The following is a 25795-nucleotide window of genomic DNA, read 5'->3' on the forward strand; positions in this document are numbered from 1 at the left end:
TCCGCACATGAACTTCGAACTCGAACTCGAACACCGGATGATCAAGGACCTCGTCGCGCGCTTCGTGAACGACGAGCTGATTCCGCTCGAAGCGGCCGTGATGGCGCGCGAGGCCGACGGCCAGCGCTTCGTGCTGCTCGCCGACGAGCGCGCGCGGCTCGACGAACGCTCGCGGCAGCTCGGCCTGTGGGGGCTCGATGCACCGCTCGACGCCGGCGGCTCGGACCTGTCGGCAGTCGCGATGGTCGGCGTGAACGAAGCGATCGGCACGACCGTGACGCCGTACGTGCTGCCGCCCGATTCACCGAACCTGAGGATGCTGTGCGACGCGGCCGACGATGCGCAGCGCGCCCGCTATCTCGACCCTTATGCGCGCGGCGTCACACGCTCCGCGATGGCCATCTCCGAACCAGGTGCCGGCTCGGACCCGAGCACGCTGTCGACGACGGCCGAGCGCGACGGCGACGGCTGGGTGCTGAACGGGCGCAAGATCTGGATCAGCCACGCGAGCGAAGCCGACTGGACGATCGTGATGGCGCTGACGGACCGCAGCAAGGGCAAGCGCGGCGGCATCTCGGCCTTCATCGTCGAGCGCGATACGCCGGGCTTCATCATCGAGCGCCGGATTCCGATGATCGGCGGGCTGTCCACCTACGAGATCGTGCTGGAAAACTGCCGCCTTCCCGCCACGCAACTGCTCGGCCGCGAAGGCGAAGGCTTCGTGCCGATGCAGGGGCGGCTGTCGAACCGGCGGCTGGAGATGGCGGCCTGGTGCATCGGCCGCGCCGAGCGCGCGGTCGCGCTGCTGTGCGAATACGCGAAGCAGCGCACGACGTTCGGCGTGCTGCTCGCGGAGCGCCAGGCCGTCCAGTGGTGGGTGGCCGATGCGCTGACCCGCATCCACGCGTGCCGCCTGATGACCTATGAAGCGGCCGCACGGGTGGATGCCGGGCAGGATGCGCGCACGCAGATCTCGATGGTCAAGGTGTTCGCGACCGAAATGGCGTGGACCGTCATCGATCACGCGATGCAGACGCTCGGCGCGATGGGCATGACGAAGGAACTGCCGTTGCAGCAGATGGCGAGCGAAGCGCGGCTGATGCGCATCTTCGAGGGCCCGAGCGAGGTGCACCGCTGGGTCGTTGCACGCAGCGTGCTGTAGGCATCCGCGCCGCGCGGGCCGCGCACGACGCATCACGACGACGATGTCGCGCCGGTCGGCGCCGCCGCGGGAACTTGCGCGTCGGCGGCAATGTCAGCCCACTGTCGTGCCGCACATCACATGCATCCGGCGGCACCGCCCGCCTGCTGCGGCCTGCCGGAAGGACATGATCGCGGCGGCATGCCGGCCCCCGAGCCCCGCTGCGGCGACGCCGGTTCGTCCGTTATCGCCGCCACCCAATCACGGAGCAACCGCTTGGACACCCTGCATCTCGTCGATTCCGAAATCCGCCCGCTGCTCGACGTGTGGCCGACCGTCACGCTCAGCGCCGACAACCTCGCGCAGGCGCGCGAACGCGTGCTGCCGCTGCCGCCGCCGGACCCGGCCGGCAGCACGCTCGAGCGCCGCGCCGTGCCCGGCCCCGCCGGCGCGCCGGACGTCCCGCTCCACATCTACACGCCCGACGACGCCGCGCGACCGCTCCCGGCGATCGTCCACATGCACGGCGGCGGCTACGTGCGCGGCGCGGCGAAGGACCTGGAGGCCATTCATCGCCAGGCAGTCAAACAGCTCGGCTGCGTGCTGATCTCGATCGACTACCGTCTCGCGCCGGAAACGGTGTTCCCCGGCGCGATCGAGGATTGCTACGCGGGCCTCGCATGGACCTTCCGCCATGCCGAAACGCTCGGCATCGACCCGGCACGCATCGGCGTGACGGGCGAAAGCGCAGGCGGCGGGCTCGCCGCCGCGCTGGCGCTGCTGGCGCGCGACCGCGGCGAATACCGGCTCGCGTTCCAGCACCTGATCTACCCGATGCTCGACGACCGCACCTGTACGCGTATGCCGCATCCGCATGCCGGCGAGTTCGTCTGGCACGCGGCCAACAACCGGTTCGGCTGGACGTCGCTGCTCGGCCACGCGCCGGGCCTCGACGACGTGTCGCCGTATGCGGCCGCCGCGCGCGCGGAAAAGCTCGACGGCCTGCCGCCGACGTTCCTGTCGATCGGCTCGCTCGACCTGTTCCTCGAAGAAAACCTCGACTATGCGCGGCGGCTGCTCCGCGCCGGCGTGCCGACCGAACTGCACGTGCTCCCCGGCGGCGTGCACGGTTTCGACATCGTGCCCGACGCGCGACTCTCCGAAACAGCACGCCGCCTCAGCCACGACGCGCTGCGCCGCTTCCTGCACGGCTAGCCGAAACGACGCGGGCGGCCGAAGCCGCCCGCATTTCCACCGATACAACCGGCAACGATCAGAACGCGTCGCCCGGCACCCGCACCCAGCCTTCCATCAGCACGCGCGCGCTGCGGCTCATGATCGCCTTCGTGACGGTCCACTCGCCGTTCTCCTGCTGCTGCGCTTCCGCGCCGACGCGCAGCGTGCCCGACGGATGCCCGAAGCGCACCGCGTTGCGTTCGCCGCCGCCCGCCGCCAGATTGACGAGCGTGCCGGGGATCGCCGCGGCCGTGCCGATCGCGACCGCCGCCGTGCCCATCATCGCGTGATGCAGCTTGCCCATCGACATCGCGCGCACCAGCAGGTCGACGTCGCCCGCGTTCACGCGCTTGCCGCTCGATGCAACGTAGTCGGCGGGCTTCGCGACGAACGCGATCTTCGGCGTGTGCTGCCGCGTCGCGATTTCGTCGAGCGTATCGATCAGGCCCATGCGCAGCGCGCCGTGCGCGCGGATCGTCTCGAACTTCTCGAGCGCCTTCGCGTCGCCGTTGATCGCGTCCTGCAGCTCGGTGCCCGTATAGCCGATCGCCTCCGCCTCGACGAAGATCGTCGGGATCCCCGCATTGATCATCGTCGCCTTCAGCGTGCCGACGCCCGGCACCGCGAGATCGTCGACGAGGTTGCCGGTCGGGAACATCGACCCGCCCGCGCCCTCTTCCTCGGCGGCCGGATCCATGAATTCGAGCTGCACTTCGGCGGCCGGGAACGTGACGCCGTCCAGCTCGAAGTCGCCCGTCTCCTGCACCGCGCCGTTCGTGACCGGCACGTGCGCGACGATCGTCTTGCCGATGTTCGCCTGCCAGATCCGCACGGTCGCGATGCCGTCGCGCGGCACGCGCGCGGGATCGACGAGCCCGCCGCTGATCGCGAACGGGCCGACCGCCGCCGACAGGTTGCCGCAGTTGCCGGTCCAGTCGACGAACGCCTTGTCGATCGCGACCTGCCCGAACAGGTAGTCGACGTCGTGGCCGGGGCGCGTGCTCTTCGACACGATCACCGTCTTGCTGGTGGACGACGTCGCGCCGCCCATCCCGTCGATCTGCTTGCCGTACGGATCGGGGCTGCCGATCACGCGCAGCAGCAGCGCGTCGCGCGCGGCGCCCGGCGCCTGTGCCGCATCGGGCAGGTCCTGCAGCCGGAAGAACACGCCCTTGCTGGTGCCGCCGCGGATATAGGTCGCGGGAATCCTGATTTGAGGAATGTGAGCCATGTCCGTTTTATCCCAGGTCGGCCGGAACCGGCGCGTCGGCGCCGCTTCCCGCCCGATGCTTCGCATGCCGAAGCCATGCGCAGCAAACCGAATCGGGCCGGCCGCGCGACCGGCGCCCCTGCGCCGCCGCGACAACCGGCCCCTTCGTTCCGCGCGCCGCCACGGCGCGCGAAACCGCCTTTACCGCCTTCCCGTCACGCCGCCTGCGACGATTCGAGGAAGTCCTGCGCGAAGCGCTGCAGCACGCCGCCGGCTTCGTAGATCGACACTTCCTCGGCCGTATCGAGCCGGCACGTCATCGGCACCCCGACACGCTCGCCGTTCTTGCGGTGAATCACCAGCGTCAGGTCGGCGCGCGGCTTGCGCTCGCCGATCACGTCGAAGGTCTCGGTGCCGTCGATGCCGAGCGTCGTCCGGTTCGTGCCGGGCTTGAACTCGAGCGGCAGCACGCCCATCCCGATCAGGTTGGTGCGGTGGATCCGCTCGAAGCCTTCGGCGGCGATCGCCTCGACGCCCGCGAGCCGCACGCCCTTCGCGGCCCAGTCGCGCGACGAGCCCTGGCCGTAGTCGGCGCCGGCGACGACGATCAGCGGCTGCTTGCGATTCATGTACGTCTCGATCGCTTCCCACATCCGCATGACCTTGCCTTCCGGCTCGACGCGCGCGAGCGAGCCCTTCTTCACCGCGCCGTCGACCACCGCCATCTCGTTGATCAGCGTCGGGTTCGCGAAGGTCGCGCGCTGTGCGGTCAGGTGGTCTCCCCGGTGCGTCGCGTACGAGTTGAAGTCTTCTTCCGGCAGGCCCATCTTCGCGAGGTATTCGCCGGCCGCGCTGTTCGCGAGGATCGCGTTCGACGGCGACAGGTGGTCGGTCGTGATGTTGTCGCCGAGCACCGCGAGCGGGCGCATGCCCTGCAGCGTGCGTTCGCCGGCCAGCGCGCCTTCCCAGTACGGCGGACGGCGGATGTACGTGCTCTGCGGCCGCCAGTCGTACAGCGGCGCCGCGCGCTCGCCCGCATCGGCGCTGCGCGCGAACATCGGCTCGTAGACCTTGCGGAACTGCTCGGGCTTCACGCTCGACGCGACGATCGCATCGATCTCCTCGTCGGTCGGCCAGATGTCCTTCAGCGTGACGGGCTTGCCGTCCTGATCGTGGCCGAGCGCGTCCTTCTCGATGTCGAAGCGGATCGTGCCGGCGATCGCATACGCGACGACGAGCGGCGGCGACGCGAGGAATGCCTGCTTCGCATACGGGTGGATGCGGCCGTCGAAGTTGCGGTTGCCGGACAGCACGGCCGTCGCGTACAGGTCGCGATCGACGATCTCCTGCTGGATCTTCGGGTCGAGCGCGCCCGACATCCCGTTGCAGGTCGTGCACGCGAACGCGACGATGCCGAAGCCGAGCTTCTCGAGTTCCGGCAGCAGGTTCGCTTCTTCCAGATACAGCTCGACCGCCTTCGAGCCCGGCGCGAGCGAGCTCTTCACCCACGGCTTGCGCACGAGGCCGCGCGCGTTCGCGTTGCGTGCGAGCAGCGCCGCGGCAATCACGTTGCGCGGGTTGCTGGTGTTCGTGCAGCTCGTGATCGCGGCGATGATCACCGCGCCGTCGGGCATCTCGCCCGCCTTCTCTTCCCACTGGCCGGCGATCCCGCGCGCGGCGAGGTCCGACGTCGGCAGCCGCTTGTGCGGGTTCGACGGGCCGGCCATGTTGCGCACGACGCTCGACAGGTCGAACGTCAGCGTGCGCTCGTATTGCGCATTGTCCAGCGTATCGGCCCACAGGCCCGCCGCCTTCGCATAGGTCTCGACGAGCTTCACCTGCTCGTCGCTGCGGCCGGTGAGGCGCAGGTAATCGGTCGTCTGGCCGTCGATGAAGAACATCGCGGCCGTCGCGCCGTATTCGGGCGCCATGTTCGAGATCGTCGCGCGATCGCCGAGCGTGAGGCTCGCGGCTCCCACACCGCGGAATTCCAGGTACGCGCCGACCACCTTTTCCTTGCGCAGGAACTCGGTCAGCGCGAGCACGATGTCGGTCGCGGTGATGCCGGGCTGGCGCTTGCCGGTCAGCTCGACGCCGACGATGTCGGGCAGGCGCATCCACGACGCGCGGCCGAGCATCACGTTCTCCGCTTCGAGACCGCCGACGCCGATCGCGATCACGCCGAGCGCGTCGACGTGCGGCGTGTGGCTGTCGGTGCCGACGCAGGTATCCGGATACGCGACGCCATCCTGCGCCTGGATCACCGGCGACATTTTCTCGAGGTTGATCTGGTGCATGATGCCGTTGCCCGGCGGGATCACGTCGACGTTCTCGAACGCCTTCTTCGTCCACTCGATGAAGTGGAAGCGATCCTCGTTGCGGCGATCCTCGATCGCGCGGTTCTTCGCGAACGCGTCCGGATCGAAGCCGCCGCATTCGACGGCGAGCGAGTGGTCGACGATCAGCTGCACGGGCACGACCGGGTTCACCTTCGCCGGGTCGCCGCCGCCGTCCGCGATCGCGTCGCGCAGGCCGGCGAGATCGACGAGCGCCGTCTGCCCGAGGATGTCGTGGCACACGACGCGCGCCGGGAACCACGGGAAGTCGCGCTCGCGCTTGCGCTCGATGATCTGCTTCAGCGAATCGGCGAGGATTGCCGGATCGCAGCGGCGCACGAGGTTTTCGGCGAGCACGCGCGACGTGTACGGCAGCGTGTCGTAAGCGCCGGGCGCGATCGCTTCGACCGCGGCGCGCGCGTCGAAATAGTCCAGCGACGTGCCGGGCAGGGGTTTGCGGTTGGCGGTATTCATGATGTGGGGGAAAGCTGGGAATTCATGAGCGGGGGAAGCCGACCGGCCTCCCCTCGGGCGCCCGATCAGCGCTTCTCGATCGGCACGAACTGCAGGTCTTCCGGGCCCGTGTAGTTCGCGCTCGGGCGGATGATCTTGTTGTCGATGCGCTGCTCGATGATGTGCGCGCTCCAGCCGGACGTGCGCGAGATCACGAACAGCGGCGTGAACATCGCGGTCGGCACGCCCATCATGTGATACGACACCGCGCTGAACCAGTCGAGGTTCGGGAACATCTTCTTCGCTTCCCACATCACCGATTCGAGGCGCTCGGCGATGTTGTACAGCTTCGTGTCGCCCGCTTCCTTCGACAGCTTGTGCGCGACGCCCTTGATCACCTTGTTGCGCGGATCGGAGATCGTGTAGACCGGGTGGCCGAAGCCGATCACGACTTCCTTGTTCTCGACGCGGCGGCGGATGTCCGCTTCGGCGTCGTCCGGCGAGCTGTAGCGGCTCTGGATTTCATAGGCGACTTCGTTTGCGCCGCCGTGCTTCGGCCCGCGCAGCGCGCCGATCGCGCCGGTGATCGCCGAGTAGATGTCCGAGCCCGTGCCCGCGATCACGCGGCCGGTGAACGTCGACGCGTTGAATTCGTGCTCCGCGTACAGGATCAGCGACGTGTGCATCGCCTCGACCCACGACTTCGACGGCGTCTTGCCGTGCAGCAGGTGCAGGAAGTGGCCGCCGATCGAATCGTCGTCGGTTTCCGTCTCGATGCGCTTGCCGTTGTGCGAGAAGTGATACCAGTACAGCAGCATCGAGCCGAGCGACGCCATCAGGCGGTCGGCGATGTCGCGCGCGCCCGGCAGGTTGTGGTCGTCCTTCTCCGGCAGCACGGTGCCGAGCACCGACACGCCCGTGCGCATCACGTCCATCGGGTGCGCGGACGCCGGGATCTGCTCGAGCGCCGCCTTCAGCGCGCTCGGCAGGCCGCGCAGTGCGCGCAGCTTGGTCTTGTACGCAGCCAGTTCGGTCAGGTTAGGCAGCGTGCCGTGCACGAGCAGGTGCGCGATTTCCTCGAATTCGCACGACTCGGCGACGTCGAGAATGTCGTAGCCGCGGTAGTGCAGGTCGTTGCCGGTCTTGCCGACCGTGCACAGCGCCGTGTTGCCGGCCGTCACGCCCGACAGCGCCACCGACTTCTTCGGCTTGAATGCGCTTGCGGCGGCGGGTGCTGCTGCGTCTTTCGTCTCGCTCATGTTTCCGTTCTCCAATATGTATCGTGTCGACCGCACTTGGCGCTTCAGCGCCTGGTGCGGTCCCATGCAAAGCTTCCCGGGAACCATGCCCCGGCGCGCGGGCCGCGTTACTTCTTGCCCTGCGCGAACAGTTCGTCGAGCTTGCGCTCGTATTCGTGATAGCCGAGGAAGTCGTACAGCTCGGCGCGCGTCTGCATCGTCGGCACGGCCGCCTTCTGCGTGCCGTCGCGGCGCAGCGTCTCGTAGAAGTTCAGCGCGGCCTTGTTCATCGCGCGATACGCGCCGCAGCAGTACAGCGCGATGTCGACGTTCGCCTCGCGAAGTTCGTCGAGCGTGAACAGCGGCGTCGAGCCGAACTCGGTCAGGTTCGCGAGGATCGGCACCTTCACGGCCGCCTTGAAGCGGCGGTAGTCGTCGAGCGTCTTCATCGCTTCCGGAAAGATCATGTCGGCGCCGGCTTCGACGTACGCGACCGCGCGCTCGATCGCCGAATCGATCCCTTCGGCAGCGGCCGCATCGGTACGCGCCATGATCACGAACTGGTCATCGGTGCGCGCGTCGACCGCGGCCTTGATGCGATCGACCATTTCGTCGGCCGGCACGACTTCCTTGCCCGGACGATGGCCGCAGCGCTTCTGGCCGACCTGGTCTTCCATGTGCACGGCAGCAACGCCGGCCTTGATGAACGAGCGGACCGTGCGCGCGATGTTGAATGCGCCGCCCCAGCCCGTATCGATGTCGACGAGCAGCGGCAGGTCGGTTGCGTTGGTGATCCGGTTCGCGTCGATCAGCACGTCTTCCATCGTGCTGATGCCGAGGTCGGGGATCCCGAGCGAGTTCGCGGCAACGCCGCCGCCCGACAGGTACACGGCCTTGAAGCCGACGGCCTGCGCCATCTTGGCCGCGTACGCGGTGATCGCGCCGACCACCTGCAGCGGCTGCTCGGCCGCGACTGCCGCGCGGAATTTCGCGCCGGCGCTCTGAAGATGCGTGTTGCTCATGAACGGCCTCCTGAAGGAATGCCCGATAACAGCAAGGACCGGGCCAGCTCGCGAAACGTCGCTAACCCACTGATTCTTAAGCAACCGGCGCGGGCGATGCAGCGCCCGGCGATTTCAATTCGGCAATTTCATGTTTCAAAAATGAAATCCCGCGCGCATAATCGACCGTCATGGACCTCTCCTCGACCAAGCCCGTCGACCCGGCCGAGCGCGCGGCGCGCCCGCGCATCTGGGCGATGGGCATCAGCCGCCTGCGCGACTTCTTTCGCGAGATCGCCGGCGAATTCGACGAACGCGCCGACGTGCGCATCGTGACGCGCGCGTATGAGGATGCGCTCAGCGCGATCGCCGAGGCCGGCGCCGCGCGGCCCGACGTGATCGTCGCGGCCGGCTCGAACGGCGCCTTCCTGAAGACGCGTGCGCAGGTGCCGGTCGTGGTCGTGTCGCCGACCGGCTTCGACGTGATGCAGGCGCTCGCGCGCGCCCGGCGCGACGCGTCGCGGATCGCGCTCGTCAGCGCCGGGGAAACGCCGCCCGAAGTGCGCCGCTTCGTCGCCGCGTACGGCCTCGACGTGCAGTTTGCGTCATATCAGTCCGCGCAGGAAGCGGAAGCCTGCGTGCACGACCTGCGCGACCGCGGCATCGAGACGATCGTCGGCCCCGGCCTCGTCACCGACCTCGCGGCCAGTGCCGGCATGGGCGCGGTGTTCCTGTATTCGCATGCGTCGGTGCGCAAGGCCGTCGATACGGCGCTCGAAGTCGCGTATGCGACGCACGCCGAGGCATTCCGCCGCCAGCGGCTCGACAACCTGCTGCAGCACCTGCGCGACGGCGTGGTCGCGCTCGACGCGCGCGGCCGCGTCGAAGCGATCAACGAGCGGCTCGCGTCGGCGCTCGGGGTCGAACCCGCGGCGGCCGTCGGCCGCGCGCTCGTCGACCTGCGGCCCGAGCTGCGCACGCTGCGCGGCGAGGACGGCGACGCGCTCGCGACCGTGCGCGGCGTGCGCTACGTCGTGCATCGCGGGCCGCTCGTCGATCGCGGCGTCACGTCGGGCAGCGTGCTGACGTTCCAGGAATCGCGCGCGGTCGAACGGCTCGATCGCGCACTGCGTTCGCAGCCGACCACGCAGCAGTTCGCGGCGCGCTACGCGCTCGACGACGTGATCGGCGCATCGGCGCCGATGGCGCGCGTGCGCGACCTCGTGCGCCGCTACGCGAAATCCGACGCGACCGTGCTCGTACTCGGCGAAAGCGGCACCGGCAAGGAAATGATCGCGCAAAGCCTGCACGCGCTGTCCGCGCGGCGCAGCTACCCGTTCGTCGCGGTCAATTGCGGCGCGTTTCCGGAAGCGCTGCTCGAGAGCGAGCTGTTCGGCTATGAGGAAGGCGCGTTCACCGGCGCGCGGCGCGGCGGCAAGACCGGCCTGTTCGAGGCCGCGCACCGCGGCACGCTGTTTCTCGACGAGATCGGCGAAATGCCGCCGTCGCTGCAGAGCCGGCTGCTGCGCGTGCTGCAGGAGCGCGAGGTGATCCGCCTCGGCTCGACCGAGCCGATCCGCATCGACGTGCGCGTGATCGCCGCGACGCATCGTCCGCTGCTCGCGGCCGTCGAGGCCGGCACGTTCCGCGCGGATCTCTATTACCGGCTCAACATCCTGAACGTCGGCCTGCCGCCGCTGCGCGAGCGCGCGGCCGACATCCCCGCGCTCGCGGCGACGCTGCTCGTGCAGGCCGCGCGGCGCGAGCCGCGCCTCGCCGAACGCCTGCGCGACGCCGGCGATGCCGCGCGCGTGCTCGGCGCGACGCAGGCAACGCTGGCGCGCTACCGGTGGCCCGGCAACGTGCGCGAACTGCAGAACGTGATCGAGCGGATCGCGGTGGAACTCGCCGAGGAAGCCGATGAAAACGATCCGGCCGCCGCGTGCGCCGCGCTCGATCCCGACGCGCTGCAGGCGATCGCGCCCGAGCTGTTCGCGGCGCCGCCCGACGCCATCGACACCGACGATGCGCAGACGCTGCACGCGCGCCGCCGCCGCGCGGAAGCCGACGAGATCCGCGCGGTGCTCGACGCGTGCGGCGGCGACCGCGACCGCGCATGCGCGATGCTCGGCATCAGCAAGACGACGCTGTGGCGGAAGTTGTCGGCGAAATAAAAAGGTTCGGGTTCGACGCGCTCGCAGGCGCATGCCAGAACGGGCTCGTCAGTCGGCCTTGTGATAGTGGCGATACGCCTTCGCACGATTGCCGCACGACGACATCGAGCACCAGCGGCGGCTGCCGTTCTTGCTGTCGTCGATGAACAGCCACTGGCACGCGTCGTTCGCGCATCGCTTGACCTTCGCAAGCCGCGCGCCGCCGAGCAGGTCGATCGCCGACCACAGCACCGGGCTCAGCAGCCCCGCGAGCGTTGCTCCAGCATCCCCGATCCGCCACGCATAACCGCCGTCGACACGCGTCAGCGCGACGCGCGGCGACGCTTCAGCCAGGAAGCCGCCGAGCAGCGCGAGATCGTCGGCCTGCGGCTCGTGCCGCTCGGCCTGTGCATGAAAGAGCCGGTACAACGCCTCGCGCAACGCGAGCGCACGCGCGAGCATCGCCGGCTCGCCTTCCTCCCCGCCGCGCACGCAGCACCGGTCGGCCAGGCCGGCCGGCACGCCGGCCTGCTCGCGGCACCACGCCAGCAGGTCGTCCATCGTTCCGAAGGTTTCCGTCGGCGCCTCGCTGCCACGCCAGTACAGCGTGTTCGCGAAATCGATGCTCAGGGTTTCGGGCGGCGCCGGAATCAGGCAGTCCATCGTGACGGAAGGTTGCGTATCGCTCATGGCGCCATCGTATCTAACCACCATGCCGGTTGACAAGCGTCCGGACGCTTTCTAACATAACCAGCATGGTGGTTACGAAAAGGTTTGCTGCACTGACGCCCCCCCTTCAGTTCGAGGAGCCACAGATGATCGATCGCCTTTCCTGCGGAGTTATCCACAACGACCGCAGCCGCGCGTTCTCCGACAGCACGCTCGGCTACAAGCGGCTGGCATGGTGCTTGTAAGCGGGTTTGCTGCACTGACGTCCCTTCAGTTCAAGGAGCCAACAGATGATCGATCACCTTTCCTTCGGCGTTGCCCACATCGGCCGCAGCCGCGCGTTCTACGACAGCACGCTCGGCGCGCTCGGCTACAAGCGGCTGTATAGCGACGACGGATCCATCGGGTACGGCACGACCGAACCGGAGCTGTGGCTGCAGCACGCTGCCCGCCCCGTCGCCGCCGATCCCGAATCGGGGCTGCACCTGTCGTTCAAGGCCGCTTCGCCCGTCGAGGTCGACGCGTTCTACCGCGCCGCGCTCGAGCACGGCGGCCAGGACAACGGCGGGCCCGGCAAGCGCGAACACTACGGCCCCGGCTACTACGCGGCGTTCGTCGTCGATCCCGACGGGTATCGGCTGGAAGCGCATTGCGAACTCGACAACGTCGTGTGACCCGCCCGCGTACACCGCGTACAAACGGCAAGGGCCCGATTCCGCATTGCGCGGAATCGGGCCCTGGGCTTTGACGCGCCAACGTCGGCGTCCGGTTTCCGGCGACCGCCTGCAGCGGTCGCTCGACGGGATCTCGGCTCGCGCGGTTACTGTGCGCCGCGCGTGTGCTGCAACTGCTCGCCGAGCCCTTCGATCCCCAGGCGCACCATCTGGCCGGCCTTCAGGAAGATCGGCGACGGCTTGATGCCCATGCCGACGCCCGGCGGCGTGCCGGTCGTGATCACGTCGCCCGGCTGCAGCGTCATGCAGCGCGACAGATAGGCAATCAACTGCGCGACGGTGAACACCATCGTGCGCGTGTTGCCGTTCTGATAACGGTGGCCGTCGACTTCGAGCCACAGGTCGAGACGCTGCGGATCGGGCACCTCGTCGCGCGTCACGAGCCACGGACCGATCGGGCCGAACGTGTCGAAGCCCTTGCCCTTGTCCCACTGGCCGCCGCGCTCGATCTGCCACTCGCGCTCGGACACGTCGTTGACGACGCAGTAGCCCGCGACGTAATCGAGCGCACTCGCTTCGTCGACGTCCTTGCACCGCGCGCCGATCACGACGCCCAATTCGACTTCCCAATCGGTCTTGACCGAACCCTTCGGGATGTCGATGCCGTCGTTCGGGCCGCAGATCGAACTCGTCCACTTGCCGAACACGACCGGTTCCTTCGGCACCGGCATGCCGGCTTCGGCCGCGTGATCGGCATAGTTCAGGCCGATGCCGATGAACTTGCCGACGTGCCCGACGCACGCGCCGATGCGCGGCTCGCCGGACACGAGCGGCAGCGTGGCCGGATCGATCGCGCGCAGCCGCGCGAGACCCGCGTCGGACAGCACATCGCCGGCAAGATCCGGCGCGTGCGCGGACAGGTCGCGAATCCGGCCGTCCGCGTCGAGAATACCGAGCTTTTCCTGGCCGGACGGGCCATAGCGAAGCAGTTTCATCGTGGTCAACCTCTGTTGTCGAATGGGACAGGATACCGGCCGACGCGGCCATTCGCGGCCGCGCGCCGGACTGATTGTCGATCGTCGATTGCGCGCGTCGGCGCCGCATCCGGCCTGCCGTCGACGCGCGAGGGTCGCGCGGGCGCAGCGATCGCGGCGCCGCACGAAAAGCACGGCGCGCATCGAACGGGCGGCCGCCGGTCTGCGCATCGGCGACGACGGCCCGGCACCCGCGACGCGTGCCGGCCGATGCCGGCCGACTTCACGCGCGGCCGCACCGTCGCTGGCCCGCAAGCCTTTGTACCATCGGCCGCGCACCGTGAAATGACGCGCGACGGATACCGACTATTGGTGCGCCTGCAGACACTGCGGCGCAACATCGGGCGCGCCAACGCAAAGCGATCCGCCGCGCATGTCGCCGTTGCCTGCCATCGGCACATGAATACTGGCTATTCGGGGTGCCCCTGTCATCGGAAACGTTTGCCAATCCGTTCTTGTCAGGTAATGATCGGTAAATGGACGCTGCATTGCACACTGTATGTTTATTGCTAAGCTCGTATAAATGGTTTTCATCGCCATACGCGGGGCCGACTTATGCGCGTGCAGAACCGGCCAGCGTGCGTCGCCAACCGATCGACGGTAATCCCCCAACCTCACACTAAAAATGCAAACAACCAACGACCTGCTTCCCGGCTGCGACGCACGGGAATCGATGGCCGCAAGCGACCGCTATCGCGCGCCCGCGCTCGACAAAGGCCTCGACATTCTCGAACTCCTGTCGGAGCAAAAAGAAGGACTCACCCGCACCGAAATCACGAAGGAACTCGGCCGCAACGCGAGCGAAATCTACCGGATGCTCGAACGCCTCGTCGCACGCCGCTACGTGATGCGCTCGAGCGGCGGCGACCGCTACACGCTCAGCCTCAAGCTGTTTGCGCTCGCGCACCGGCATCCGCCGATGAACCGGCTGATCGCCGAGGCATTGCCGCCGATGCAGCGCTTCGCCGATGCCACCGAACAGTCGTGCCACCTGTCGGTCTACGATCGCGGCAACCTGCTCGTGATCGCGCAGGTCGACGGGCCCGGCCCGTGGGGCGTGTCGGTCCGGCTCGGCTCGCGCGTCGGGCTCGCCGATACGGCGTCGGGGCGCGTGATGCTGTCGTTCCAGGGCGCCGAGCAGCGCGCGCACATGCTGGCCGAGCATCGCAAGGTCAGGGGCGAAGCGCCGCTGAACGAGCAGGAACTCGCGCATGCGTGCCAGTCCATCCGGCAGTCCGGCTATCTGCGCCAGGACAGCCGCCAGGCGTACGGCGTGACCGACCTGACCGCACCGATCCTCGGGCCGTCCGGCCATGCGATCGCGGTACTGACCTGCCCGTACATGCGCCGGATCGATGCGCACACGGCGCCGTCCGTCGACGTCGCCGTCGAAGGGCTGCGCGACACGGCCGCCCACCTGTCGATGGGGCGCATCGAGGCCTGCTGACGCGCGGGTTCAACGAAGCGCACCGGGCCGGCGCGGTTGCGCCGGCCCGGTCGCGCGCGACACCAGTGCAGTGCACGATCCACGGCGCCATATCGTGCGCTCACGGCGCTACGCTAGAATAGCGGCCCTCTCAAAAACTACGGCGGCCGGTTGTCGCGGCCGTCGTGTCCGATGGATGTCATGGCCAAACTTCTGAACGATCAAGAATTCCAGCGTTTCTCCGAACTTCAGCAGAAGCAGGCAAGCTTCACGATCACGCCCGAGGAGGCGGACGAGCTGCGCGATATCGTCGCGCGCGCGCAGAAGAAGCGCGACGATCGTGCCGCCGCGATGCAGGCGATCGAGAACTACATCGAGCAGTTCGACATCACGCCCGACGAGCTCTTCTCGCCCGAGCAGATCGGCGACGCGGCCCGCACCTACGGGCTCATCACGGCAACCAAGAAGGAACGCACGCTGCCGCCGTCGATCACGTTCAACGGCAAGCCGTACCAGTGGACCAAGACGCTTCCGGACGACGTGCGCGGCGCGCTGTTCGAAGCATTCACGTCCGGCGAGTCGGTCAAGCGCTTCATCGCGATGCCGAAGGACACCGCGCGTTGCGCGCTGACGATCGCCCGCCTCGAGCGCGAAACCGGCGCCGTCTATGCCGATCCGCACCTCGAGGAACTCGCGATTTCGCGCGACCAGGTGAACGACGCGGCGTCGAAACTCGCTGCCTGAATCTGATCGCGGGCACGGTTCATGCGTGCCCGCACCCGTATGTGACGCCGGCATTGGCCGGCGCCGCGCTCGCGGGTGCCGTGCATCCGCACGCTCCCGAAAAGTCTCACCCTGGTGTCCTGCAAACGCTCACCAACACCTCCCGAAAAAGCTCACCCAAGGCTCCTGGAGACCCTCACCAAAGTCTCCCGAATGTCCTCACCGACATCTCCCGCAGACCCTCACCAACGCGTCCCGGAAAGGCTCACCAGCGTCTCCCGCAGGTGCTCACCGGCCGTTCCCGGGAAGGCTCACCGAACGCCCCCGTATCGGCTCACCACGCTTCCCCGGAAAAGCTCACTCGCGGCTCCCGAAAAGTCTCACCTTTGCGGTGATTCCGAACTGGCGAGGCCGGAACGCGGCTGCGAATACGCGTGAACGCATCGGGTGAAACGGCTGTGCGGAGCCGATAATGCGGCACACAGCAAACGCCTCCGGACGCCACGCGTGCGTCGATATCGACGTAGCGAACGAGCCCGATACGTTTGGGCGTTTCGTACAAGATGCCGGCTCGAATGTTTTGCACCTCTGAATGAAAACAGGCGCAACACGGTGAAGGATTGGCGCCATCGACTGCATGCGATCGCGCCGCGCTTCACGCAGCCGACGAACGCTACGGCTGCAACTTCATCCTGAAACCCACGACGCCCGGCTCCTCCGTCGTCGACACCTCAAAACCGCACGACTTCGCGAGCGAGATCATCGCCGAGTTCTCGCGCAGCGCCTCGCCGATCATCCATGCGGTTCCGCGCGAGCGTGCGTAGTCGATGATGCGGTTCATCAGCAGCCGGCCGAGCCCCTTGCCCTTCTGATCGGGCCGCACCGCGATCGCGAACTCCGCCGTCTCGTTGTCGGGATCGGCGACCGCGCGCACGACCGCGAGCGTATGGTCGCGCCCCGACACATCGGTGTACGACACGATGAGGGCCATCTCACGGTCGTAGTCGATCTGCGTCATGCGCGCCACCTGCGAATGATCGAAGCCGCGCACCGCGCCGAAGAAACGCATCCGCAGATCGTCCGGCGTCATCGCACCGAGCAGTTCGTTATGCGCGGCCTCGTCTTCCGGACGGATCGGACGGATCGTCACCGTCTCGCCGCGCCACTCGAGCGTCTGCTCGAGGTGGCGCGGATACGGCATGATCGCAAGCCGGCTGCGCCCCGTGGCCAGCGTGATGCGCGGCGCGATCACCTGCGCGCGATCGGGCAACACACGCAGCGTGACGGACATCGCGACGACTTCGCGCACGTCGCAGACGACCTGCGACAGCGCCGTCAACGCGTCGAGCGTCGGCTCGACGGGCGTGCGGCGCGCATACGGCGAGCGCTCCATCACCGCGCGGGCGAGCACGGTGTTCAGCGGCGGCAGGCCGTAGACGACGAATGGCGCCGACACGCCGTCCGCAGGCGGCACGGCATAGCGAAACACCGGACCGAAGTTCGAATCGTCGTACATGTCGACCGTGACATCGACGACTTTCGCACCGGCCGGCTCGCCCGCCTGCTCGCCTTGCAGGCCGAAATGGGACAGCCAGCGCAGCGCGGCTTCGCCGGCCAGTTCATGCTGGCCGGCTTCGACCATCCGGCGCGCGTCGGCCTGTGCGGACGCAACGCACTCGGCCGGCTGCAGCGGCGTGCCCTCGGGCGTCTGCATCAGCAGTTGCCGCCCGAGGTTGTAGTCGACGAGACGCGCATACGCGCGCGCGAGCCGCTGCGGTGTCGTGTGTACGGGAATGCCGTTCGCGTGCAGCGCATCGCGCGTCGCCGCGTCGACCGCGCCGAAGAAACACGCGAGGATGCCGCGATGCGCATACTGCCGCGATTCGATCAGCGTGCGCGCAACCGAATCGGCCGGCGCGCTGTGGGACGTCGAATGGACGACGAACAGCGTGCCCGTTTGCGGGAACGGCGCGAGCGCCTTGATCGCCGCGGCGAAGTGCTCGGGGCGCGCGTCGTCGCCCAGCGTCAGCGGATTGCCGGGCGCAGCCAGATGCGGCAGCGCGGCCGACACGGCCGAGGTTGCAGCCGGCGACCAGTCGGACAGCACGTCGCGCACCTCGGCGACCGCATCGACCGCCAGTTTCGCGACGCCCGCATCGCTCGTCACGAGCGTCGCCGCGCCGCGCGCCGTGACACGGCCGACGCCGAGCGTCTCGATCTCGTCGAGCAGATCGTCGAGCGCATCGACGCGCACCATCCCCGCGCGCTGGAACGCCGCCGTATAGAGCGCGTCGCCGGGATCGGCGCGCCCGGTGCGCAACGCGAGCACCGGCTTGTTGCGTGCGGCCGCACGTGCGGCCGACATGAACTTGCGCGCGGCGCGCACGGTATCGAGTTCGAGCAGGATCGCGCGCGTGCCGGGATCGCTCGCCAGATAGTCGAGCACGTCGCCCGCATCGACGTCGGACTCGCTGCCGAGCGCGACGACATGCGAAAAGCCGAGGCCTCGCGCATCGGCCCAGCCGAGCGCCGCGTTCGTCAACGCATTCGATTGCGACACCCACGCGACGCCGCCCGAGCGCGCCGTATAGGCCGGCGCGCCGAAATGCGCATGCCGCGCGGGCGACAGCACGCCGAGGCTGCCGGGCCCGACGATACGGAGCACGAACGGCTTCGCCGCCTTCAGCGTGCGATCGAGTGCGGTGCGATCGGCATCCGTGCGCGCCTCACCGACGATCACCGCGACGCGCGTGCCGAGTTCGCCGAGCTTGCGCACGATGCCGGCCCAGGTCGCGGGCGGCGTGCAGATCACGGCTACCGACGGCGGCGCGGGCAGCCGGTCGACGTCGGAGACGACCGTATGCCCGTCCAGCTCGCGATATTTCGGATTGACGGGCCACACGGGCCCGTCGAACGCACCGTCGAGCACGCGCGACCACACCATCGCGCCGATACTGCCCGCGCGCGACGACGCGCCGACGACCGCAACGGACTTGGGCTGGAACAACGCATCGAGATGGCGAACGGTCACATCGGCTCCCTGCGGTAACGAAAGACGGCCCGAGCGGCACACGGCACGGACAGGCCGCGCGCCGCTCGACGCGAACCCCAAGCATAGGCGAAGCGCATGCGGCTGCCTATATGCCGAACGGCCGACTACCCGACGAACGTCAACGCTCGCACCATCGATCTGCAACACAAGCGCGACGCGACATCGCCGCAAGCCGCAAGCCGCAAGCCGCAAGCAACATGGCGCAACGCTGCCGCTTCCTCAAAGGTGAGGATTTACAGGAGCCATGGTGAGTATCTTCGGGAATTGCACGGCACAACGCGCAAACACGCGAAAGGTGATGGAAGTCCGCGGCAGGCGGGCACCGCGGAAACGGCGAATGCCAATGCGCATGCACTGCGCAATTGCGCGGTTGTTTACCGGAATTCACCGCGATAAGCAGCCGAATCGCGGCGAATTCGCAAAACGTGGTCCGTTAATCGTGCGGCATTGCACTGCAATTCGTCAGCGGGAATCGCACGGCGACGGCACAAAAACAAAACGGTGCGACGGCCGCATGGCCGTTCGCACCGTCGGTCAACGCACGAAAGGTGAGGATTTTCGGGAGTCAGTCCTTGATCAGGAAACGTGCGCGATTCTTGCCGAGCCACGCCGGCGCGCGCCCGCGGCCACTCCAGGTTTCGCCCGTCTTCGGATTCAGGTATTTCGGCGGCAACGTGCGCTTCGGCTTCGAGGTAGCGGCGGCGCCGGTACCTGCCGGACGAAAACCGAGCTCTTCCGGCGTGATGTCGTATTCGTCGATTTTCGCGCGGATATCGGCAATCGCGTCGGCAATCGCCTTTTCGCGTTCCTTGTCGATCTTTTGCTGAAGTCGTTCGAGCTGCGCGGTCAGTTGCCTGTAGGTCGCCATATGGATGGGACTCCGTGAGTGTTATTCGTGAAAAATAGACGACTCCAAGCAAACAGAAAAGCGCTTCGCCCGATCGCGGTCTCCTCGGCCGGTCATTTCGGGATCAATAACCGCTTTTCTTCTTGCATGCGAAGAGAAGATTTCGCACGGTGTCATCAGTCGATTGCTGGATCACTTCGAAATCCCCGTTGCACATGGCCCGGGCATTGTCCGTGCAATTGCTCCAGCCGCTGCCGGTGCATTGCACCTGCGTGGTCGGGCGCCCGTCCGAAGTGAACAGCGGCGCGCTGCCACCGCACCCGCCGAGCCCTGCAACCAGAGCCAACAACCCGGCCACCCGAGGCCACCGACAGACCGACGCAAGCATGTGTTTCATTATTCTTCCCGTCAACCATTTTTTGAATGTCGCGAGTATGCCATGCGCGGCCCTTCCGTCGTCAGTTCGGCGTGCGGCCCGGCTGCCCGCGCGCCTTGTACGGCAAGCTCCGGCGCGGATCGTCGGTGATGCGAACGAACACCTGCTCGACGTCCGGAAGCGCCTCGAGTTCGCGTTGCAGCGCCTGCCGATCGAACGCCGTATCCGCGCATCCTTCGACATAGATGAAACGCCGCTGCACGGTGATCCACAGGCTCGTACCGTGCAGGCGATCGGAGCCTGCGAAGTGCGCTTTCACGGCATCGGCGATCGGCGCGTCATACATATACGAATTCGGTTTCGTGCAGCGATGCGCGAGCCAGCAGGTGGTACCGCGCTCGGCGCGGTAATGCGCGTCGTCCGTCATCTCGGCGCGGGTCATCCACGGGCCGAGCGGCAGCGGGCATTCGGCCAGGTCCTGCGACAGCGCGACGAACGGGTCGTTGTACCAGTTGCGTCGCGCCTCGGGCGCGTCCGCGTCGCCGGACTGCGCGAGCGCGGAGGTTGCCAGCAACAGGGTCAGCCAACCTGCGATACCGATCCGCTTCATCGTGCTCTCCTGTTCGATGCTTCAACTCCCGCCGCATCGGCGCCGCCGATCGACCTACCGGTCGATGCCCAGCGCCGCCAGCTTCTTGTACAGCGTCGCGCGGCCGATCCCGATGCGCGCGGCGGCTTCCACGACCTTGCCGTCACAGGCCGCCAGCGCGTCGATCAGGAACTGGCGCTCCCACGCCGCCAATGCATCGGCATACGAAGCGACCGGCGCACCGGATGCGCCACCCGCGCCCCGCTCGACCGGCGCTGCGGCAACACGCTGCGCCGGCGATGCGCCGTCCGCCGATATGCGTACCGGCCCGAGGAACGGCGCGAGCGCACGCGCATCGATCACCGAACGGTCCGACAGCATCAGTGCGCGTTCGAGCGTATTGCGCAACTCGCGCACGTTGCCCGGCCACGGATACGCACACAGCATCCGCAGCGCGTCGTCGGTCAGCTCGCAGTGCGCGGCGCGTCCGTGCTGCGCGGCCAGTTCCTCGAGCGTCGCGTACACGAGCGCCGCGATGTCGGACGCCCGCTCGCGCAGCGGCGGTGCGTGGATCGTCAGCACGTTGAGCCGGTAGTAGAGATCCGCGCGAAAACGCCCGGCCTCCACGAGCGCCGGCAGGTCGGCCGACGTCGCGGCGATGATCCGGACGTCCGCGCGCACGATCCGGTTCGAGCCGACCGGCTCGAACTCCTTGTCCTGCAGCACACGCAGCAGCTTGCCCTGCAACGGCAGCGGCATGTCGCCGATCTCGTCGAGAAACAGCGTGCCGCGATCGGCCAGCTCGAACTTGCCGACGCGCCCCTTGCGGTCGGCGCCCGTGTACGCACCGGGCGCCGCGCCGAAGAATTCGGTTTCGAGCAGCGTATCGGGAATCGCGGCGACGTTGACGGTCACGAGCGGCTGGAGCGCACGCGCCGAAGCCGCGTGGATCGCGTGCGCGAGCAGCTCCTTGCCGGTGCCCGTCTCGCCGAGCAGCAGCACCGGCGAATCGACCTGCGCGGCCCGCCGCGCCTGGCGCTTGGTTTCGAGGCTCGCGGCACTCGTGCCGACGAAGCTCGCGAACGTGTATTTCGCGCGGCGCGCCTGTGCGAGCGAGCGCTGCGTCGCGATCAGTTGCTGCTGAAGCTGCACGTAGCGGGAAAAGATCGGCGTAAGCGTCTTCAACTGGTCGAACAGCGCGAAGCCGATCGCGCCGACCGTCTCGCCGGCCTCGTTCTTCAGCGGCAGGCGCGTGACGACGAGCGGCTCGCGGCCCGTCTCCATGATGTCGAGCAGGATCGGCTGCCCGGTCGACACGACCTCGCGCATCAGGCTGTTCGGGATCACGGCCTCGCAGTCGAGGCCGACGGCCTGCTGCGGATCGGCGAAACCGAAGCGCGCCGCGTAACGCTCGTTCATCCACACGACGCGCGCGTCGCGATCGACGACCACCGTGCCCGCACTCGAATCCTCGAAGGTCCGGAACAGCGACTCGGCGGCGCGCCGCAGCACGTCGCCGTAGTTGACGGGCAGGCGGGCCCAGTCGTTCATCATCGTGTCTTCGTCTCCATGTATTTTCGACCGGATGTCTCCGAAACGAGACGGATTATCTCACTCCGGAGACACGCCACAACGGCTTGTCCGGGAAAGCCCTGCCCGGTTTCACGGGCTGGCCGGATGGCCAGATCGTCTCCGGATGGAGACGTTTTCTGTAGAATCGTCTGACATGGACCGGCGCGGGCCCGCCGGTCTCCGCCGGCCCCATGTCCGGCGGCGCAATCCGGCCGATGGCACGAAACCTGCACGAACCTGAGCCGGTCCGCGGCGCGTCGCGCGATCGAACAACAACCAAAGCCATTAGGAGACTCCCCTTGTCTTTCGTGATCGTCCTCGCCGCGCTGGCGTTCCTGATGTATGCCGCGTATCGCGGCTACAGCGTGATCCTGTTCGCGCCGATCGCCGCGCTCGGCGCGGTGCTCCTGACCGAACCCGCCGCCGTCGCACCGGTCTTCTCCGGCATCTTCATGGAGAAGATGGTCGGCTTCGTCAAACTGTATTTCCCGGTGTTCATGCTCGGCGCGGTGTTCGGCAAGGTGATCGAACTGTCCGGGTTCTCCGAGTCGATCGTCCATGCGGCGATCCGCTACATCGGCCGCTCGCGCGCGAATGCGGTGATCGTCGCGGTGTGCGCGCTGCTCACCTATGGCGGCGTGTCGCTGTTCGTCGTGGTGTTCGCGGTCTATCCGTTCGCGGCCGAACTCTATCGCCAGAGCAACATTCCGAAGCGGCTGATGCCCGGCGCGATCGCGCTCGGCGCGTTCTCGTTCACGATGGATTCGCTGCCCGGCACGCCGCAGATCCAGAACATCATCCCGACCACGTTCTTCAAGACGACCGCGTGGGCCGCACCGGCACTCGGCACGATCGGCTCGCTGTTCATCGTCGTCGTCGGCCTCTCTTATCTGGAATGGCGCCGCCGCTCGGCGATGGCGAAGGGCGAAGGCTACGGCACGTCGCTCGTCAACGAGCCGGAGCGCGTCGAGGCGACGTCGCTGCCGCACCCGGCGCTCGCGATCCTGCCGCTGATCCTCGTCGGCGTGTCGAACTTCCTGTTCACAAAGCTGATCCCGCAGTGGTACGGCGCCGCGTCGTACACGGTCGCGCCGGACGTGCTGCCGGGCGTGCACACGCCGGTGACGACGTCGATCAAGACCGTCGTCGCGATCTGGTCGGTCGAGGCGGCACTGCTGCTCGGCATCGTGCTGGTCGTGCTGACCGCGTTCAATCGCGTCAGCGACCGCTTCGCGGCCGGCTCGAAAGCCGCCGTCGGCGGCGCACTGCTCGCCGCGATGAACACCGCGTCGGAATACGGCTTCGGCGGCGTGATCGCCGCGCTGCCGGGCTTCCTGGTCGTCGGCGATGCGCTGAAGAGCATCCCGAACCCGCTCGTCAACGCGGCCGTGTCGGTCAGCTCGCTCGCCGGCATCACGGGCTCGGCGTCGGGCGGCATGAGCATCGCGCTCGCCGCAATGTCGGACCTGTTCATCAAGGGCGCGCAGGCAGCCAACATTCCGATGGACGTGCTGCACCGGGTCGTCGCAATGGCGAGCGGCGGCATGGACACGCTGCCGCACAACGGCGCGGTCATCACGCTGCTCGCAGTCACGGGCCTCACGCACCGCGAGTCGTATCGCGACATCTTCGCGGTCACCGTCATCAAGACGCTCGCGGTGTTCTTCGTGATCGCGGTGTACTACACGACGGGGCTCGTGTAAGTGCCTGCATGAGGCGGCGTTCCGTACGCCGCCTTCCGGCCTGCCGCATCGCCGTGCAGGCCTCCGCAAGCCCGACTGGCCTGTCACGATCGGACCGCATGCGAACCGGAATGGATTCCGGAGTTCGCATCCGGTCCGATTTCACTTCCCCGCTCGCCGGAACCGGTCGGCTCCGCACCGCCGCGCGGCTCGCGTGGCGCCCTTCGCCCGTCACTCCCGTCAAGTCGACATCCGGCATCGCCCGCCACCGCCTGCCCATTGTTACCCGCAGCAAAACACTGCGTTGGGCGCGATCGCATTTTTCGCGCGCCCGCCCCGGCCTACACTGGTTCCAACGTCGCCCGGCGCTTCGACGAACGAAGCGCGGCGAATCATCGAAATCCTGGAGGTCCCGATCATGAAGCGCCTGATCCAAGCCGTTGCCCTTGCCCTGGCCGTATCGGCCCCGCTCGCCGCGCAAGCGCAGTCGAACCAGCCGCTGACGCGCGCACAGGTCCACGCCGAAGTGAAGGCGCTCAAGCAGGCCGGCTTCCAGTCGAGCGACTGGTTCTATCCGGCCAGCATCGTTTCCGCCGAAGCGAAGATTGCCCGCGAGCACGACGCCGGATACGGCAGCGATCGCGGCGCGTCGTCGGAGTCGGGCCGGTAATCTATCGTCCGGCCCGCTCGACGATGTGCGCGTGCGTCGTTACGCCTTCACGGGCTGGATCAGTTTCGCGCACGCCGCTGCCTGCGGATCGCCCGCGGGCAGTTTCCCGCATACGCCGTCGAACTGCTTCACGACCGACCGGACCGACGCATCGTGCGCGCCACCGCTGCGCCAGCGGTTCAATTGCGTGACGACCTTCGTCAATGCGCGCAGGTTCGCGCCATAGAACGCGTCCCGGGTCTTGTCGGCCTGCGCGAGCACACTCGCGGCAATCCCTTCGATACGCGCCGAATCGTCCGGCGCCAGTTCGACCGCATTCGCAAAATAGGTCGCGCCCCAGCGCAGCTTCGTCGCCGGCCCGCTCGCCGAGTCGTATGCCTTGCGATACCAGTCGAGCGCCGCGGCCTTGTCGCCGCGCGCCTTCGCATTCGCGGCCAGCCCCGACATGAAGTAATACGGCGTCGACGAACGCGGCAGCTCGGCCTTCAGCAATGCATCCGACTCGTCGTACAGCCCCGCGTCGGTCAGCGTGTCCGCGCCTTCGCTGACGAGTGCCTGCCGTTCATACGCATTCGCGGCGCCCTGCACCGACGCGGCAATCTGCTTGCGCGCGGTGTCGGCCAGCGCCGGCGCAGCGAGCGGCGCGCCCTTGCGCGCGTCGCCGCGCGCAAGCAGCACGCGGCCGTGCAGCGCCATCAGCTTGTCGATCGACGACAGCGTGGTGTCGGTCGACAAGCGCGCGAGCGCCGTGTCGTACGCGCCGCGCAATTTCGCGCGCTGCGCGTCGTCGCCGCCGAGATACGCGACCACGCGTGCAGGCGCCGCGACCAGCACGTCGGAATCGGCCCGCGCCAGCGCGGGATCGTGCAGCACCGCGCGCAGCGAATCGGCGAGCGCCGCCTTGTCGAGCGCGCCGGCCTGCGCCGGATCGTCCGACGCGGCGACCACCGCCGACTTCAGCGCGAAACGCGCCGATTCGGCCTTCGCACCGGCCGCCCGCGCGCGTTGCGCGAGCGACTGCAGCGTCTCGGCGACACGATCGGCCGGCACCGGCAGTGCGCCGTCGGTGTCCCACGAATAGTCGGCCAGCAGGCGCCATTCGTCCGGCGTCAGCGACGCGCCGTTCTTCAGCGCAGTCGCGAGCGTCTGCCGCACCGGATGCGCGGCCGTCATCCCGAGCGACAGCGCCTGCATGTAGCGGTCGAGATCGGCCTCGCCCGGCAGCCGCGTCACTTCGGTGCCGTCGGGGCGGAACAGGATCATCGTCGGATAGCCGTGCACCTTGAAACGCTCGCCGAGCTTCTGCGCGCTTTCGGTATCGCCGTCGAGATACACGGGCACGAAAAACGACGAGCGGGTCTTGAATGCCTGCTGGCTGAAGATGGTCGACTTCACCTGGTTGCACGACGGGCACCACACCGCGCCCCAGTACAGCAGCAGCGGCTTGCCGGTGCGCTTCGCCAGCGCGAATGCGGCATCGACATCGCCGTGCTGCCACGCGATGCCGGGCGGCAGATGCGCGCCTTCGGGCGACGCGCTCGCCACCGCGGCGCCCGAAGGCGCGGCAGCGGCAAACGCCGCGCCCGCGGCGGCGAACAGGCAGGCGGCAGTCAGATTCCGGAGAGCGGTTTTCATCGAGGCAGGTTCCGTTGAAAGAGACGGTTGCGGGAAGATGTGTCGTGCGAAACGATGACCATGAAGCGATGTTCTTGA

Annotated in this window: 20 protein-coding genes; 8 read left to right on the forward strand and 12 right to left on the reverse strand. The window is 67.9% G+C overall.

Annotation, left to right across the window (positions count from 1 at the left end):
* Positions 1-7 precede the first annotated feature (7 nt).
* The gene (locus tag KVT39_RS23140; protein ID WP_131947970.1) at positions 8-1162 is read left to right on the forward strand and encodes an acyl-CoA dehydrogenase family protein; all 1155 of its coding nucleotides are present in this window, start codon (positions 8-10) and stop codon (positions 1160-1162) included.
* 255 nt (positions 1163-1417) lie between these two features.
* Positions 1418-2356 (forward strand): alpha/beta hydrolase, encoded by a 939-nt coding sequence (locus KVT39_RS23145; RefSeq protein WP_217590292.1) that lies wholly within the window; start codon positions 1418-1420, stop codon positions 2354-2356.
* Positions 2357-2414: 58 nt separating this feature from the next.
* On the opposite strand, the gene prpF is transcribed toward KVT39_RS23145, so the two are convergent.
* From prpF to prpB, 4 genes are all read right to left on the reverse strand, one after another.
* The gene (gene prpF, locus KVT39_RS23150; protein ID WP_105390635.1) at positions 2415-3608 is read right to left on the reverse strand and encodes a 2-methylaconitate cis-trans isomerase PrpF; all 1194 of its coding nucleotides are present in this window, start codon (positions 3606-3608) and stop codon (positions 2415-2417) included.
* 194 nt (positions 3609-3802) lie between these two features.
* On the reverse strand, positions 3803-6397 hold the full coding sequence (acnD, locus tag KVT39_RS23155) for a Fe/S-dependent 2-methylisocitrate dehydratase AcnD (protein WP_217590293.1): 2595 nt from the start codon (positions 6395-6397) through the stop codon (positions 3803-3805).
* 65 nt (positions 6398-6462) lie between these two features.
* A complete protein-coding gene (gene prpC, locus KVT39_RS23160; RefSeq protein ID WP_217590294.1) occupies positions 6463-7635 on the reverse strand; it encodes a 2-methylcitrate synthase in 1173 nt (390 codons plus the stop codon).
* 107 nt (positions 7636-7742) lie between these two features.
* On the reverse strand, positions 7743-8636 hold the full coding sequence (gene prpB / locus KVT39_RS23165; RefSeq protein ID WP_105390560.1) for a methylisocitrate lyase: 894 nt from the start codon (positions 8634-8636) through the stop codon (positions 7743-7745).
* A gap of 170 nt (positions 8637-8806) precedes the next feature.
* Here prpB and prpR point away from each other — a divergent pair, with 170 nt between their 5' ends.
* A complete protein-coding gene (prpR, locus tag KVT39_RS23170; RefSeq protein ID WP_105390561.1) occupies positions 8807-10789 on the forward strand; it encodes a propionate catabolism operon regulatory protein PrpR in 1983 nt (660 codons plus the stop codon).
* A gap of 48 nt (positions 10790-10837) precedes the next feature.
* On the opposite strand, the gene KVT39_RS23175 is transcribed toward prpR, so the two are convergent.
* Positions 10838-11482: an ABATE domain-containing protein gene (locus KVT39_RS23175; RefSeq protein WP_217590295.1), complete on the reverse strand. Its 645-nt coding sequence runs from the start codon at positions 11480-11482 to the stop codon at positions 10838-10840.
* Positions 11483-11727: 245 nt separating this feature from the next.
* On the opposite strand from KVT39_RS23175, the gene KVT39_RS23185 reads away from it, so the two are divergent.
* On the forward strand, positions 11728-12111 hold the full coding sequence (locus KVT39_RS23185; RefSeq protein WP_034181624.1) for a VOC family protein: 384 nt from the start codon (positions 11728-11730) through the stop codon (positions 12109-12111).
* Between the two features lie 146 nt (positions 12112-12257).
* Here KVT39_RS23185 and KVT39_RS23190 read toward each other — a convergent pair whose 3' ends face one another.
* Complete coding sequence (locus KVT39_RS23190) at positions 12258-13106, reverse strand: ureidoglycolate lyase (protein WP_217590296.1); 849 nt, start codon at positions 13104-13106, stop codon at positions 12258-12260.
* Between the two features lie 664 nt (positions 13107-13770).
* Here KVT39_RS23190 and KVT39_RS23195 point away from each other — a divergent pair.
* Positions 13771-14592, forward strand: coding sequence for an IclR family transcriptional regulator (locus KVT39_RS23195; RefSeq protein ID WP_105390563.1), 822 nt, complete (start codon positions 13771-13773; stop codon positions 14590-14592).
* A 171-nt stretch (positions 14593-14763) separates the two neighbouring features.
* Complete coding sequence (locus tag KVT39_RS23200; protein WP_034181621.1) at positions 14764-15315, forward strand: hypothetical protein; 552 nt, start codon at positions 14764-14766, stop codon at positions 15313-15315.
* A gap of 652 nt (positions 15316-15967) precedes the next feature.
* Here KVT39_RS23200 and KVT39_RS23205 read toward each other — a convergent pair.
* The 5 genes from KVT39_RS23205 to KVT39_RS23225 all read right to left on the reverse strand — a co-directional run bounded on the left by KVT39_RS23205 (position 15968) and on the right by KVT39_RS23225 (position 21712).
* Complete coding sequence (locus KVT39_RS23205) at positions 15968-18325, reverse strand: GNAT family N-acetyltransferase (protein ID WP_217590297.1); 2358 nt, start codon at positions 18323-18325, stop codon at positions 15968-15970.
* A gap of 586 nt (positions 18326-18911) precedes the next feature.
* Complete coding sequence (locus KVT39_RS23210; protein WP_131947988.1) at positions 18912-19214, reverse strand: H-NS family nucleoid-associated regulatory protein; 303 nt, start codon at positions 19212-19214, stop codon at positions 18912-18914.
* 103 nt (positions 19215-19317) lie between these two features.
* A complete protein-coding gene (locus KVT39_RS23215; protein ID WP_081938468.1) occupies positions 19318-19590 on the reverse strand; it encodes a hypothetical protein in 273 nt (90 codons plus the stop codon).
* Positions 19591-19651: 61 nt separating this feature from the next.
* Positions 19652-20179 (reverse strand): BON domain-containing protein, encoded by a 528-nt coding sequence (locus KVT39_RS23220; RefSeq protein WP_217590298.1) that lies wholly within the window; start codon positions 20177-20179, stop codon positions 19652-19654.
* Positions 20180-20233: 54 nt separating this feature from the next.
* Positions 20234-21712 (reverse strand): sigma-54-dependent Fis family transcriptional regulator, encoded by a 1479-nt coding sequence (locus KVT39_RS23225; RefSeq protein WP_034181617.1) that lies wholly within the window; start codon positions 21710-21712, stop codon positions 20234-20236.
* Positions 21713-22029: 317 nt separating this feature from the next.
* Between KVT39_RS23225 and KVT39_RS23230 the strand changes: the two genes are divergently transcribed.
* Together KVT39_RS23230 and KVT39_RS23235 are read left to right on the forward strand one after the other, a co-directional pair.
* Positions 22030-23433, forward strand: a complete 1404-nt coding sequence (locus KVT39_RS23230; protein WP_034181616.1) for a GntP family permease — start codon at positions 22030-22032, stop codon at positions 23431-23433.
* 397 nt (positions 23434-23830) lie between these two features.
* Positions 23831-24082, forward strand: coding sequence for a DUF4148 domain-containing protein (locus tag KVT39_RS23235; protein ID WP_105390566.1), 252 nt, complete (start codon positions 23831-23833; stop codon positions 24080-24082).
* A gap of 39 nt (positions 24083-24121) precedes the next feature.
* On the opposite strand, the gene KVT39_RS23240 is transcribed toward KVT39_RS23235, so the two are convergent.
* Entirely contained in the window at positions 24122-25717 is a 1596-nt protein-coding gene (locus KVT39_RS23240) for a thioredoxin family protein (RefSeq protein WP_175749620.1), read from the reverse strand.
* Positions 25718-25795 lie beyond the last annotated feature (78 nt).

It is taken from the genome of Burkholderia sp. GbtcB21 (genome assembly GCF_019091065.1).
In the GTDB taxonomy this organism is placed as follows: Bacteria; Pseudomonadota; Gammaproteobacteria; order Burkholderiales; family Burkholderiaceae; genus Burkholderia; species Burkholderia pyrrocinia_C.

What these genes read in the sequence shown, in the direction of transcription:
- prpC (WP_217590294.1), bottom strand. Translation starts at nt 7,635, where the DNA reads ATGAGCGAGACGAAAGACGCAGCAGCACCCGCCGCCGCAAGCGCATTC.
- prpF (WP_105390635.1), bottom strand. Translation starts at nt 3,608, where the DNA reads ATGGCTCACATTCCTCAAATCAGGATTCCCGCGACCTATATCCGCGGC.
- KVT39_RS23195 (WP_105390563.1), top strand. Translation starts at nt 13,771, where the DNA reads ATGCAAACAACCAACGACCTGCTTCCCGGCTGCGACGCACGGGAATCG.
- KVT39_RS23185 (WP_034181624.1), top strand. Translation starts at nt 11,728, where the DNA reads ATGATCGATCACCTTTCCTTCGGCGTTGCCCACATCGGCCGCAGCCGC.
- prpR (WP_105390561.1), top strand. Translation starts at nt 8,807, where the DNA reads ATGGACCTCTCCTCGACCAAGCCCGTCGACCCGGCCGAGCGCGCGGCG.
- KVT39_RS23200 (WP_034181621.1), top strand. Translation starts at nt 14,764, where the DNA reads ATGGATGTCATGGCCAAACTTCTGAACGATCAAGAATTCCAGCGTTTC.
- KVT39_RS23235 (WP_105390566.1), top strand. Translation starts at nt 23,831, where the DNA reads ATGAAGCGCCTGATCCAAGCCGTTGCCCTTGCCCTGGCCGTATCGGCC.
- KVT39_RS23240 (WP_175749620.1), bottom strand. Translation starts at nt 25,717, where the DNA reads ATGAAAACCGCTCTCCGGAATCTGACTGCCGCCTGCCTGTTCGCCGCC.
- KVT39_RS23215 (WP_081938468.1), bottom strand. Translation starts at nt 19,590, where the DNA reads ATGAAACACATGCTTGCGTCGGTCTGTCGGTGGCCTCGGGTGGCCGGG.
- acnD (WP_217590293.1), bottom strand. Translation starts at nt 6,397, where the DNA reads ATGAATACCGCCAACCGCAAACCCCTGCCCGGCACGTCGCTGGACTAT.
- KVT39_RS23225 (WP_034181617.1), bottom strand. Translation starts at nt 21,712, where the DNA reads ATGATGAACGACTGGGCCCGCCTGCCCGTCAACTACGGCGACGTGCTG.
- KVT39_RS23140 (WP_131947970.1), top strand. Translation starts at nt 8, where the DNA reads ATGAACTTCGAACTCGAACTCGAACACCGGATGATCAAGGACCTCGTC.
- KVT39_RS23220 (WP_217590298.1), bottom strand. Translation starts at nt 20,179, where the DNA reads ATGAAGCGGATCGGTATCGCAGGTTGGCTGACCCTGTTGCTGGCAACC.
- KVT39_RS23210 (WP_131947988.1), bottom strand. Translation starts at nt 19,214, where the DNA reads ATGGCGACCTACAGGCAACTGACCGCGCAGCTCGAACGACTTCAGCAA.
- prpB (WP_105390560.1), bottom strand. Translation starts at nt 8,636, where the DNA reads ATGAGCAACACGCATCTTCAGAGCGCCGGCGCGAAATTCCGCGCGGCA.
- KVT39_RS23175 (WP_217590295.1), bottom strand. Translation starts at nt 11,482, where the DNA reads ATGGTGGTTAGATACGATGGCGCCATGAGCGATACGCAACCTTCCGTC.
- KVT39_RS23190 (WP_217590296.1), bottom strand. Translation starts at nt 13,106, where the DNA reads ATGAAACTGCTTCGCTATGGCCCGTCCGGCCAGGAAAAGCTCGGTATT.